This window comes from Betaproteobacteria bacterium (assembly GCA_009377585.1).
Taxonomy (GTDB): Bacteria; Pseudomonadota; Gammaproteobacteria; order Burkholderiales; family WYBJ01; genus WYBJ01.
Genome location: WHTS01000147.1, coordinates 1 through 12,880, shown reverse-complemented (window position 1 = coordinate 12,880; position 12,880 = coordinate 1). Strand labels below are relative to the sequence as shown.

Genomic DNA, 12,880 nt, shown 5'->3' with positions numbered 1-12,880 from the left:
GAAACTGCACCCGGTTCATCGCCATGGTTCACCTCGTCTTGTCGGTGAACCACATCATGCGCATCCCACTGGCTCACCAAGTGAGCCCGCTGAAGAATGTCGCTAATCAGGAAACTTGGCGACTACATCTGCATTCGAGAAGGGCTTCTGCTCGGTGCCCCGATGGTCGTATGCGACCACAGTGATGGTGCGGCCGTCCTTAAATTGCGCCTTGATGCGCGCTGCATAGCGAGGAAAAGCGTCGATCTCCGGATCGAGATTCGCATGAATCCTACGGGCAGTGGCCAAGACCGCGGGATCGGACACGATATCGTCCTCGTAGCAGTCAGGGTCAGCGAGATCGCGGTACAGAGTGAGGGCTGCCGTGAACGGCATGCTGTACTGCGCCGCCATCATGGATTCCAGCCGATAGACGACCTGCTGGCGCATGATGCTTTCACGCACACCGACGTCGAGCCGCTCCAGATTCTCAACGGTGAGGCCATGCGCTTCGCGCAGCTCGACGATGCCTTCCACCATCGGGTGAAACGCCCTGCAACTCGCATAAGGTTTGAATACCGTATGCATCACTTGGTAGTCCTCTCCCAAACCGGCGGTGACGGACGCCAGCTGAAAGTCGGAAGAGATGCTTCGCAGGAAGCCGAATCTACCCTCCACGATGCTCGCGGGTCCGGTGTAGCCGGCACCGGCAAGCCATGCGGCGGTCACGCCACTCTGAGCCGGCCAGCCGCCATAGAGCCGTTTGACCATCGTGCCTTTCGGATCCTCGGTGAACTCCATCAGACCCGAAGCCATGCTGCCGGCCAAGCCGAGCGCGTTGGTGATCTGCTCGGCACCCAGGTCCATCGCCTTTGCCGCTGCAGCGGTGGCGCCGAAGACACCGACCTGTCCCGTCGCGTGATGGATCTTGTTCAGCTCGCGGCCGAGCGCTCGGCTGATCCGGCCCATCACCTCGTAGCCCATAGCCATGCTTACGAGCAGATCCCGTCCGCTTCCCCGCCTCTTCTCCACGGCTGCCAACGCAGCGGGGATGGTGGGGGCGCCTGGATGGCAAAAACCGCCTTCATAGCTGTCGTCGAGCTCGTAACCGCGGGCACAGAGTCCGTTCGCGAGAGCAGCGTGTTGCGCGCTGCTCTTCCAGCTTTGGCCGTAGACGGTACATTCGCCGACGGCAGAAAACTCCTGCGCGTACTTCAAGGCGATACGACCCCATTCGGTGCGGGAGCTGAGAAGCGCCACTCCGACATGGTCCAACAGCAATTGCTTCGCACGTTCGGTGATTTCCGCGGGAAGATCGTCGAACCGAGTCCGTGCAACGTACTCGGCCAGAACGAGAGTTTCGTTCATGAGCTCATTCCTTGCATGTGCCACCTTCGCGCGGTCTCAATCGGCCTTTATGCCTGATGCTTTCACCACCTTGGCCCAGCGGTCGAATTCGGATTTCGCGAAAGCCGTCATTTCCTCAGGACTGCTGCCCGTTGCCTCCAGACCCTGAGTCATCAAACGCTCTTTGACATCGGCTGCGCTCAATGCGTAGCCAAGGACCTTGTTCAGCCTGCTTACGATCTCTTTCGGCGTATTGGCAGGCACTGCGACTCCATACCAACCGCTGATTTCGAAGTCCGGGTACCCTCTCCTCGTTGGTGCGGTCTGCGACGTGTCGTGCTTGACCGCTAATGGCGATTCGACAAGATCGACCGCGCGTTCGGAACCCCTCGGATCACCGTGTGCCAGCGAGCTCCGAGAAGATCTCTTCGTTGCCCTCTCCGAGCCGACCGATCGGGCGACGCACGCGCGGCGGCGTACGCGACAAGCGAAGAGGCGAGTTCAGCAGAGGCCATCGCAGGCCGTCGTCGGCCAGCGAATACAGCACGAGATCACGAGCAATCAATTGCGGTTCATTCAGTAGGTCGTTGACGCTGTTTACGGGCGCGGTAATGAAACCGTCTGCAGCAGCACGCGCGGCCAGAGCGTCTTTGGTAACTGCTGTGTGCGCGCGCTGCGGATCGAGATCGTTCGCACTGAGCCAATCGGTCAGCCGTTCATCCATGCCGTCGATGGCGAGATGGCCATCCGTGCACGCCACCAACAAAGCCTTCGATCCTGCCTCGCTCGTTCCCCAGGCGAGTTGCGTTGCCCAGACGGCCGCATCCTGCATCGAAATGTCGATCGCTTGACCGACACCGGAGCGGTCTCGGTAACCCAGCGCCGCGACGATCGCCAACAAGGCGAGCTCTCCGCCCATGATGTCTGCCGCCGATATTCCGGCTTTCATCGGCGTTCCGCTGGTGCGAGTGAGATCCATGAATCCGCACATCGCCTGTACCACCGTATCGAATGCGGGGCGGCCGGGGTACGTCGAGTCAAGACCGAAACCCGAGATGGCGCAGTAGACGAGTCGGGGATTGATTCGACTCAGCTCCTTCGCATCGAAGCCGAGCCGCGCCAGCGCGCCCGGCTTGAGGTTCTCGACCAGCACATCCGCGGTCTGCAGCAGCTTCCGGAACCGCTGCTTGTCGCCATCGGTTCGCAAGTCCAGCACCACAGAGCGCTTGTCGCTGTTACTGAAGGCGAAGAAATAGCCCTGGTCGCCCTGAAGAGGCGGCCATTTGCGCGAGCCCTCGCCCCCCGGGGGCTCCAGCTTGACGACTTCGGCTCCCAATGCGGCAAGTTGCCTCGCCACCAAAGGCGCGGTCGTGTACTGCCCGATCTCCACGACCCGCAAGCCGGCGTAAGCGCTGTCGCAATTCCGTGCAGGATCGAGGCGGCCGGTAGACACGGGCGCGGAGCCCTTCACCGCGGCTAATTCTTCTCTGTCGCCGTCGGGAACGGGTATCAGGCTCGGCGTACGTCCCGGGGTAATCGATGCCTTCAACGGGGAACCCGGCAATAGCAGCTGCGCGCCGGATGCCGCGTCGTGCACCTCGGCGATCATGCCGCGATGAAGCAGATTGTCGTGCGTTGCAAGCTGCGGCACCGTCAAGATCGGACCGCAGGCGATTCCGGTCGCGCCGAGGCGCTCGATACATTCGCTGACACTGCGCTCTCGCGTCCAGCGCTCGACTTCCGAATCCACTCGACCGGCGTTGGCAACCCGCTGCGCATTGCTGCTAAAGCCATCCTCCCGCGCGAGCTCGGGACGGCCGATGGCCTCGCAAAGGCGTGCCCACTGGCTGTCCGTCGCGGTGCAGACCAGTACCCAGCCGTCTGACGCACGATAGGCATTCCACGGCGACGCGAGTGAATGCTTATTGCCTGCGCGCGTAACGCTTTTTCCGCTGACGGGAAACGGAAGAAACGTAGCGAGCATGCTGATGGCGCAATCGTACAGCGCAATATCGATGTCCTGCCCCAAACCCGAGCGCGCGCGAACGCGAAGCGCGGCGAGAACCGAGACCGCCGCATAGATCCCCGCGGAGAACTCCAGGATCGGAAGGCCGACGAGCGTGGGCGGTCCCGACGGGTCGCCGGTAGTGTCAGCGATGCCGGAGAGCGCCTGGATGAGAGCGTCCGTGTAAGCGCGGCCTCTAAGGGGACCCGAGTTTCCAAAGGCCGTCAGGTCGCAGACGACCTGACAGTCGCTGCGTGACCATTCGGAAGGCGCGCTTACATCGCTTGAAACCAGCACGACGTCCGCGCGCTCGAGCAATTGGCGCAGCACGTCGTCATCGGCGCCTCGCGCACGCACGCTGCGCTTGCCGGCAGCGACGACAGACCTGCTACGCCACTTCCACTGCGAAAGGGACTGTGCTGGCTCTACGAGCACGACATCCGCACCGAGCTGCGCTAGCAATGAGCCGCACGCACCGACGCCGATGCGCGCACCGATCTCGAGCACGAGCACTTCATCGAGCGCAGTTACCGATGCTTTCGCGACGGCGGACATATCGATCGCAGGTTCGAGAACCCGCAGCGGAGAGCGTATGGAAGACTGCACTCCCCGCGGCGTTCGACGAGGCTACCGCTTCCCTCCGGCAATCGACGTCAGACGCTTGGTCGGAGGCACGACCAGCAACTGGACGAGATCGTCGATGTTGGCGATGTTCTGTATCGTGTCGACGGCCTCGACAATCGTGCCGGGGCGGTCGTTCGGAAGCACCGGATCGACCAGCGAGTGAAATTTCTCCTGCACCTCGACCTTGCTCAATGGGTTTTCGGGCAAGCCCTTGGAGAACGGCACGATCTGCTTGATGCTGCGACCGTCGGTGGTCTCAATCTCGATTCCCGCGCCCTTGTCCACGCGCTCCCATTCGTTGTTGTTCGCTACCACGCATTTGACTTTGCGCGCGGTCTCGAGAAGCTTCGGGTCTTTGAGATCGACCTTGGGGTAGTCCCAGAACCCGTTGCCGCCGTTGACACCGCGCCCGCCGTGATGCAGGCGCATCGCCAGCGAAAATGGAAGGCTGAACTGAGCACCGAGGATGTCCTCGGGCTCGATGATCGATCCGATATGGCTCAGGATCGGCTCGCTGTTCGTGTAGACCTTGATCCCTTTGACCTGCTCCGGCGTGAGCGGCTGTTCGTCCCGAACGAGGTCCAGTGCGTCGAATGCGGCGTGAATCAGATGGCAGCAGGAATACGGCTTGAGCGCGTTATCGAGCGTATGGTAGAGCGTACCCAGGCCCTCGGTGAGGCGGTTCAGGTCGTACTCGCCCGCGAAGACCTTGCAGAACCCTTTCTCGCCCTCTAGTATCGAAGCAGGTCCCGTAATGCCCGCCTCCGCGAAAAGCGCCGCGCGAACCCCGGCCTGCGTGGGAATTGCGCTGTGAATCCGCTTCACGGATCCACCCGTCTTCGTGTATTCGATCAGGCCCGCGGAATGGCTGCCGGCGATCGCGAGCGCATTCAGCGTCTTCTCCGCGTCGAAGCCCATGAGCACCGCCGAAGCCGCGGCGGCGCCGAACGGACCCACGCCCACCGGCGGGTGATGCCCGCGGTAGATCAGGAACGGAGAACAGGCCCAGGAGATTCGGATCTGAATCTCGTACGCCGCCACCACGGCGACGAGGAGCTGCTTGCCGCCGGCCTTCGCGTATTCGGCCATTGCAAGCGCCGCAGGAACCGCAATGCCGCCCGGGTGCGTCGGGCTCTTCAGATGGGTGTCGTCCGTTTCGTTCGCGTGGTTGAACGTGCTGTTCATGAAGGCCGCGTCGTCCGGCGCAAGCTTGTCGCCGAAGTACGCCACGGTTGAATGAGTACCCGAGCGCGTGCGCCGGATCACATCGTAGTAACTCTGGCTCCACGGCAGCGTTGCGCCGGCAATCTGGCAGCCAAAGTTGTCGAGTATGAATTGACGCGCGACCTCGCGAACGTTCTCGGGTATGTCTTCGTAGCGCAGGTTCGCGACCCAGTTGGCCAGCGTTCTGGTTTCGTTCATGCGTTCCTCTCGTTGATGAAAACGTATCTCTCCGTCGAAGTGCTTTGACTCGAAGACGGCGCTTCGGAACTGTAGGGCAGCGTAGACCTCATCCCGACAGGTCGCTGCGCGCAAAAAGGCTCGCGCACGTCGGCAGTAACATGCAGCTATTCCGGGCTGCCGCTTTCACGGGGCGACAATCCCATCACGGGCCACGTCATTTCCGCGGAAAGCGGCAATCCAGCTGCAGGTCGAGCTCACGCGCGTTTCTCCGTCAGCTCCGCGATCAGTGCAGGCACGATCCGGCTGTAGTCGCCTACAACGGCGACATCGGCCACGCCGAAAATCGGCGCCTCCTCGTCCGTGTTGATCGCCACGATTTGCTTGGATGCGCCGATTCCGGCCAAGTGTTGAACCGCGCCGGATATGCCCACCGCGATGTAGAGCTCGGGGCCGACTGTCGTGCCGGTCTGGCCAACCTGACAGGCAGAAGCGATCCATCCCGCATCGACAGCCGCGCGAGATGCGCCTACTGCTCCGCCGAGCACGTCGGCAAGACGCCGTAGAAGCCCGAATCCCTCGGCGCTGCCCAGGCCTTTTCCTCCCGATACGATGACAGCCGCCTCCTCGAGGCTCGGGCCGCCATGCGCCGACTGTGCGTCCGTGTGGAGGCGGGTAACCCCGGTCGGGCGCTCGTCCCTAACCAGGCGCAGCGTTTCCACCTGGGCATCGGTCGGGCGCCGCTCGATCGCGAGAAACGCCTTGGCCTTGATGCTGACAATAGTGCACGACGCGGTGCTTCCCACCACTTCGAGCGCTTTGCCGCCATACACCGGTCTTACGAACGTGAGCTCGCCGGAATCGTTCCGCTCGAAGCCGCAGCACCCGCTGACGTAAGCGGCCCTTCTGCGGATCGCGATACGCGGCGCCACTTGCTGCCCGAGGGCGTCTCCGGTCAGCAGCACGAGCGCCGGAGACAAGAGCGCGCACGCCTGTTCCGCAACGCGGACCAACTCATCGGCGTAGAAGGCGGCGCCGAGCACGTTTTCGATACGATATATGCGATCGGCTCCCTGCAGGCTCGCGGCATCATGGGATTCGCCGGTCAAGACCACGCCGATCTCGCATTCCGTGCCGTTCGCCGCGGCATATGCGGCACTCATCAATTCATCGATGCGGCCACGCTGATCCGTGGGCGCCGCAATAACGAGAATCTTCATCTCCGACCCGAATTTCCTACGCCTGGCTCGAAACGCTTCGGATGTACTGAGCGAGCGCTCTCGCCTGTTCGTGCGCTTCGCCGCCTAAGCGCTGGCACGATCTCGCCATCGTCGGCACGTACCGCTTCAGCACGCGTGTTCGCTGCGGGGATGCCGCCGCGCAGGCAGGAACCAATGTGTCAGCGGTGATCGTCTCGAACTTCGACCGGTGTGCGCGCATCAGGTCCTTCATTGTCGGGACTCGAGGCAGGTTGGAATCCGCGTTCGTGACGCTCGCTACAAAAGGCTCCGTAACCTTCAGCACTTCGTAGCCGTTCGCCGTTTCGCACCGACATAGCCAAGCGTTCTCTTCGCCATCGATGTGAATGACGTTCGACAGGAACGGAACACCCAACAATTCGGCTAGTACAGGACCGGTTTGACCACTGCCGCCGACGGAGCTCGTGCGACCGCACAACACGATTCCCCCGCCGTAGTGACGTATCGCTGCAGCAAGCAACTCGTGCTTGGACGCTTCCGACCCGGTGAAGTCGATCAGACTCGCATGGTCGGCCTTCATCGCATATGCGTGGCGCAGCACATCGTCCGCATCGTCGGCTCCGACGGTGAGCGCTCTCAACTCGCCGCCCACACGCTCGCGGTAGCGCAATCCCACCTCAAGTGCAATTTCATCGAACTGGTCGATGCGGTAACGCGCGAAAGAGAGCGCCACTTCGTGGGTGGCCGAATCGATCCGGAAGTCCTTGGTGGAGGCGTTCCAGTCGAGGGCCTGCTTGACGCACACAAAGATCTGCATAAATCGCCGCGCCTGCTGTTCGTAAACGGCCCTAGCGCGTCACCGAAGCTCGCGGAAGCCCGACGGGTCTACGGCCGTCGCGTATGGCGCCATATACGCACGCTCCTCGCGGTCCCGCGCAAGCCGACCAGATCATCGCGCGGCATGGCTCGCCTGCACTTCCTTCGAGGCCGCGGCCGATTCCCGCCCGGCGAGCCGGCCGAACACGAGCGAGCGCAACAGCGAGGCACCGCCCGGATAGTTGTCGTAGAACAGGCCACCGATCAGCTCACCTGCGGCATACAGGCCTGGAATAGCGCGGTCTTCGGTGTCGATCACCCTCGCCCTGTCGTCTACTTTGAGGCCGCCGAGCGTGAACGTGATGCCACCCGTGACCGGATAGGCGAAAAACGGTGCCGTGTCGAGAGCGAGCGCCCAGTTGGACTTGGGCGGCACAATTCCCTGCGTGCGCTTTCCGTCCCGACGCTCGGGATCGAACTCGCCGGGCTGAACCGATCCGTTGTAAGCATCGACGGTCGCCTGAAGCCGATCGCCCGGTATGCCAAGGGCCTGAGCGAGGCGTGCGATCGAACTCGCGTGGACGGGCTCGAACTCACGATGCAAGCAATACACGAGCTCCTGTTCCGCGACTTTCGCATCGAACAGGCAGTAGGCGATCGAACCTGGCTGCGCGATCACAGCCTTGCCGTACTTCACATAGGTCGTATCGAAGAAATCCTCGCCTTCGTCGACGAAGCGATCGCCGTTGCGGTTGACGATGATGGTGTAGGGGTACGAGTTTATATTCGTCTCGCCGGCTTCTACCGGCTCCGACCTCGCATCCATCACGGCCGAGTGGAAACCGCCCCAGTCGCCCAGCGACTGACCCCCGACCGCCATCGCCATACGAATGCCATCGCCGGTGTTGTATTTTGAGCCGCGCACAACGAGGCTCGACGCTTCGCGGCCCAGATAGCGCACCCGCATCTCGGTATTTGCCTGAAAGCCTCCTGTGGCGAGCACGACGGAGCGCGCCAGCACGTCGACGTAGCCGGTGCGTGTCTTTGCCCGAACCCCGCTCACGCGTCCGACTCCGTCCGTGATGAAATCGACTGCTTTTGTCTCGAACCTGCACTCGATGCCGCGTTCGGCCAATCGCGGATATAGGCTTTCGACTAATCCGTAGCCGTTGCCGCGAACGTGGTAGGACATCTTTCCGCCGCGCAAATCCGGTCTTTCCACGCTGGGCGATGCCAAGGGCGCTCCAAGGCCGATCAACCATTGCACATCGTCTTCCGCGCGGCCGTACAGCACGCGGGCGAGCGCTGGACTAGCGCGCCCCTTGGTGATCCTGTCGAGCTCCTCGATGAGCGCCTCGGGAGGCGTCTCCGCAGTAGGACAGCGAAGCGCGCCGCCGGAAAAACGGGTGTTGCCGCCGCGAGAGGTCTCCGGTGCCTTGTCTATGACCGTCACGGCCGCCCCGGCTTCGCGCGCGGAAAGTGCGGCACACATGCCTGCCAGGCCAGTGCCGAGCACCAGTACTTCGAGATGTTCTGCAGGGATTGCTTCGGCGCGAACGACCAACTCGACTCCTCCTGCCGTGATCTGAGAGATTTGAAGGCATGGTACCGGTCGTTTCAGAACACAGTATGCATTTCATTGTTCGAAACGCCTCTTCGCGTTAAGATGTCCGCCGTTTCGTTACTCCGTTTACCGGCGAATGCGATCGGTTACCCGTATCCTGGCAGTGTTCGAAAGCTTCACGCCCACTCGTGACAGCCTCTCGTTGAAGGAAATCGCAGAGCGCATTGCACTGCCGAAGCCGACAGCGTTCCGTATCGTTCACAGCCTGGAGAGGGCCGGCTATCTGCTGCGTCTCGAGAATCAAGAGTACTGCCTGTCGTTTCGGTTTACGCGGCTCGCAGGACTGGTGAAGAGCACGGTGAGCATTCGTGAGGTCTCGCGACCGATCATTACCGAGCTTGCGCAGCAGACCAAGGAAACGGTGACGTTGAACACCGTCTACGGTCGGGAGCGCGTGTGCATCGATGTGGTCGACAATGTTTCCCCGCTGCGCAGCTTCACCAAGCCGGGTGAGCACATGCCTCTTAGCGACGGCTCGAGCGCGAAAGTGCTGATGGCGTACATGCCCAAGAAGGAGGTCGCCCCGGTGCTCGCGTACGCCGCGCGCACGTTGAAGTGCAAACAGTCGGAACTGGTCGGCGAGCTCACGACGATCCGCGGGCGAGGTTTTGCTGTCTCACACGGCGAACGTGTGCTCGGCCTGTCGGCGATCACGGCGCCCATCAAGGACATGAACGACGAGTCGCGCTATTGCCTGACGGTGGCGGGGCCGACGGTTCGATTGCAGCCCCGCGAGAAGGACTTCGTCAAGTTGGTCGTGAAAGCCGCTGCCGATATTTCGCGGCGCTACGGCGGATAAACGGACGCGATCCGAGCCGGGCCGCGCCGTTTCAGGCTCTGCTACTTACCTTTGAACCGAGCGGTACGCTTCTCGAGGAAGGCAGAGATTCCTTCGCGCTTGTCTTCCGTGCCGTAAATCGTCGTGACCAGAAAAGTCTCGAAATCGATCGCCGAGGCGAGATCCATCTGCATGCCCCGGTGAACCGCCCGCTTGACCAGCGCGAGACTAAGAGGAGCGCGCTCCTCGTAAACCTTGACCATCGCCGTGGCCGTGGCGAGCGCCTCGCCTTGCTTCACCAAGCGATTGATAAGACCGATTCGGTGCGCTTCTTTCGCATCGATGGGATCGGCCGAGAAGAGCAGCTCGAGCGCATTCGATACACCAACAATGCGCGGCAAGCGCTGCGTACCGCCGGCGCCCGCTACTGTCCCTATCTTCGAGCTCGTGACGGCAAAGGTAGCCCCCTCGCCCGCCACCCGCAAGTCACAGGCAAGCGCGAGCTCGAGCCCGCCCGTAATGCAGAAGCCCTCTATAGCCGCGATGACGGGTTTATCGAGCTCCTCTATGCATTGGTTCAACCGGTGCCACTGCTTGAAATAGGCCATTCCCTGCGCGGCCGTCTGGACCTGCAACGCCTCGTTCAAGTCTGCGCCCGCCGCAAAATAGGTGGGACCTCCGGTCACGATAACGGCTCGGATTGCGGGATCGCGCTCGGCAGCACCGAGAGCTTCGATCAGCTCGCCCATAAGCCGGGTACTGATCGCGTTGCGCCTTTCCGGCCGATTGAGAACGAGGACAGCGGCTGCGCCCTCGTTCCGGACCTTTATCGTTTCGTAAGTCATTTGTCGACTCCAGTCTTCCAAAATATGAGTTGCATCACCCACGGTATCCGACGGTGAGCAAAACGGCGTCGAGCGTACCGAAGTGCGATGCGACCAGCGGCTGTTTCGTTGGTCGAAATGCGTACCGATAATCGGTCGCGCTTGCATAATCGGCCGAACATCGTTATCGAGCTGCCGCGTTTCTGCAGCCGAACTGCTGTTCGCGCGTAGGCAAAGGAGAAGATCTTGAGCTACGAAGACATTCTGTACGAGTCAGGAAACGGCGTCGCGACGATCACCATAAACCGTCCCGAGAAGCGTAACGCCGTTCGTCCGCAAACTTACGAGGAGCTGACCCATGCCATGCATCGTGCGGCCGACGATCCGACCATCGGCGTCGTCGTGCTTACCGGGGCGGGCGACAAGGCGTTCTGCTCCGGCGGTGACGTAAGCGACCAGGCAACGCGCAGCCCCGACATAGGCCGCACGCACATGCGGCGCCTTTTCGCTCTGTCATCCGTCATGCGCATGATGGATAAGCCCATCATCGCGAAGATTCGCGGCTTCTGCGTCGGCGGCGGCAATGAGATCCACCTCTTCTGCGACATGTCTTTCGCAGCCGATACTGCCAAGTTCGGGCAGACCGGGCCGCGCGTCGGCAGCATTCCGATCTGGGGTGCCTGTCAGCTCCTGGCGCGCTACGTAGGCGAACGCAAGGCACGCGAGCTCGTATTCGGCTGCCGTCAATACACCGCTCAGCAGGCACTCGAGATGGGACTCATCAACGGCGTCTGCACGCCCGAAGAGCTCGATCAGGTCGTCGCGCAATGGTGCGAGGAAATCCTTACGAAGAGCCCGCAAAGCATCCGCATCGCCAAGCTCGCGCTCAACGCCGGATCCGATCAGGAGTTCTACCCCTCATACTTCCCGTCGAGCGGCCTCCTCGCTTCCATCTACGGCAACGAAGAGAACATGGAAGGCATACAGGCGTTTCTCGAGAAGCGCAAGCCCGACTTCAAACGCTTCCGGCGTACCGGGATGTAACGAAGAAGGACACGATCGATGGACATTCAGTTCGCCGGAAGAACGGTTCTAGTCACGGGCGGCGCTCGCGGCATTGGCTATGCATCGGCCAACCTCTTTGCACGTGCGGGCGCCAGCGTAGCATTGGCCGATATCAATGGAGATGTGGCACAGAGCTCGGCCGCGCGGCTTCGGCAGGAGACAGGGGCGCGGACGCTCGGCGTCAAGGTCGACGTGACCTCGGAGCAGGAAGTTGCCCGCATGATCGAAGCGGTTCGGGCGGAGCTCGCGCCGATCGACATATTCGTCAGCAGCGCTGCGATACTCGACGACAAGCTTTTCCTCGAATCCGACGCCTCGGATTGGCGCCGCATGATCGACGTATGCCTGTTCGGGCCGATGATCTGCTTGCGTGCCCTCCTTCCGCAGATGATCGAGCGCAAGTTCGGTCGTGTCGTGTGCCTCGCCTCGGATTCCGCCCGTTTGGGACAGGCACGGCTCTCCTACTACGCCGCAGCAAAGGCGGGTGTCATCGCCTTGGTGAAATCGGTAGCGCAGGAGGTCGGTCGGAGCGGTGTCACCCTGAATGTCGTTTCGCCTGGGGCCACGAATACCGAGCTGCGTCAGGAGCGCGAGGCGAGCTTGAAGCAGCAAATGGGAGACGAGAAGTATCAACGACGCGTCGCAACGGTGCTAAGGATGTATCCGACGGGTCGCATCGGCGAGCCCGCAGACGTTGCGAGTGCAATATGTTTTCTGGCGAGCGAGCAGGCGGCATGGATCACCGGGCAGGTCTTGAGCGTCAACGGCGGCTTCGCCATGCCCTGAGTACTGCGCAAAGTCACGCACTATCTATTTCATTCGCGGTCTCGCTGATAGTCGGCACCAGTAGTGTCCGGTTAACTTTCGAATAGATTCAACTGACTTGTAGAAACTGTGGCGATCGGCGCCACCGGCTCGAGCCTAAGCAGTTGATGCAGCGGTGTTGTCTCGAACATGGTGAGACTCAGGATCTGTAGCGTTTCATAGAGCGAGGCCTCGAGCTTCAGGCGTTTGCGTACGATGGCCACAAGCACGTAGACGCTCACGGCAATCCAGACCTGGGTCTTGACCGCATTCTCCGAGGTACCGAAGAAGGATTTGATCCGAAGATGCTGCTTGATCCACTTGAACGAAGGTCCGACATACTACCCACCACACTCTGCATGCGGAAGTTGTAGTTCGATACCGCTTCCACCCTCGGGCAGGCGAGCGATTTCG

The 12,880-nt window shown here is 61.7% G+C and carries 11 protein-coding genes and 1 pseudogene; 3 read left to right on the top strand and 9 right to left on the bottom strand.

What is annotated here, in order from left to right; all coding sequences use genetic code 11:
- Window positions 1-102: 102 nt before the first annotated feature.
- The 7 genes from GEV05_27600 to GEV05_27570 all read right to left on the bottom strand — a co-directional run bounded on the left by GEV05_27600 (window position 103) and on the right by GEV05_27570 (window position 8,992).
- Entirely contained in the window at window positions 103-1,347 is a 1,245-nt protein-coding gene (locus GEV05_27600; GenBank protein MPZ47062.1) for a hypothetical protein, read from the bottom strand.
- 36 nt (window positions 1,348-1,383) lie between these two features.
- Window positions 1,384-1,734 (bottom strand): hypothetical protein, encoded by a 351-nt coding sequence (locus GEV05_27595; GenBank protein ID MPZ47061.1) that lies wholly within the window; start codon window positions 1,732-1,734, stop codon window positions 1,384-1,386.
- Complete coding sequence (locus GEV05_27590) at window positions 1,721-3,886, bottom strand: CoA transferase (protein MPZ47060.1); 2,166 nt, start codon at window positions 3,884-3,886, stop codon at window positions 1,721-1,723. Before GEV05_27590 ends, GEV05_27595 begins: the two co-directional genes overlap by 14 nt.
- Window positions 3,887-3,958: 72 nt before the next feature.
- Window positions 3,959-5,377 carry a hypothetical protein gene (locus GEV05_27585; GenBank protein ID MPZ47059.1) on the bottom strand — a complete coding sequence of 473 codons (1,419 nt, stop codon included), beginning with the start codon at window positions 5,375-5,377 and terminating at the stop codon, window positions 3,959-3,961.
- Between the two features lie 236 nt (window positions 5,378-5,613).
- On the bottom strand, window positions 5,614-6,576 hold the full coding sequence (locus GEV05_27580) for an electron transfer flavoprotein subunit alpha/FixB family protein (GenBank protein MPZ47058.1): 963 nt from the start codon (window positions 6,574-6,576) through the stop codon (window positions 5,614-5,616).
- 16 nt (window positions 6,577-6,592) lie between these two features.
- Window positions 6,593-7,372, bottom strand: coding sequence for a hypothetical protein (locus GEV05_27575; protein ID MPZ47057.1), 780 nt, complete (start codon window positions 7,370-7,372; stop codon window positions 6,593-6,595).
- A gap of 132 nt (window positions 7,373-7,504) precedes the next feature.
- Entirely contained in the window at window positions 7,505-8,992 is a 1,488-nt protein-coding gene (locus GEV05_27570; protein MPZ47056.1) for an FAD-dependent oxidoreductase, read from the bottom strand.
- Window positions 8,993-9,071: 79 nt separating this feature from the next.
- On the opposite strand from GEV05_27570, the gene GEV05_27565 reads away from it, so the two are divergent.
- Entirely contained in the window at window positions 9,072-9,794 is a 723-nt protein-coding gene (locus GEV05_27565; GenBank protein MPZ47055.1) for a helix-turn-helix domain-containing protein, read from the top strand.
- Window positions 9,795-9,835: 41 nt separating this feature from the next.
- On the opposite strand, the gene GEV05_27560 is transcribed toward GEV05_27565, so the two are convergent.
- A complete protein-coding gene (locus tag GEV05_27560; protein MPZ47054.1) occupies window positions 9,836-10,765 on the bottom strand; it encodes a hypothetical protein in 930 nt (309 codons plus the stop codon).
- Between the two features lie 78 nt (window positions 10,766-10,843).
- On the opposite strand from GEV05_27560, the gene GEV05_27555 reads away from it, so the two are divergent.
- A complete protein-coding gene (locus GEV05_27555) occupies window positions 10,844-11,641 on the top strand; it encodes a 1,4-dihydroxy-6-naphthoate synthase (protein ID MPZ47053.1) in 798 nt (265 codons plus the stop codon).
- 18 nt (window positions 11,642-11,659) lie between these two features.
- The gene (locus tag GEV05_27550) at window positions 11,660-12,448 is read left to right on the top strand and encodes an SDR family oxidoreductase (protein ID MPZ47052.1); all 789 of its coding nucleotides are present in this window, start codon (window positions 11,660-11,662) and stop codon (window positions 12,446-12,448) included.
- 161 nt (window positions 12,449-12,609) lie between these two features.
- Here the strand turns inward: GEV05_27550 and GEV05_27545 are convergent.
- Window positions 12,610-12,792: pseudogene (locus GEV05_27545) on the bottom strand (IS4 family transposase).
- Between the last annotated feature and the right edge of the window lie 88 nt (window positions 12,793-12,880).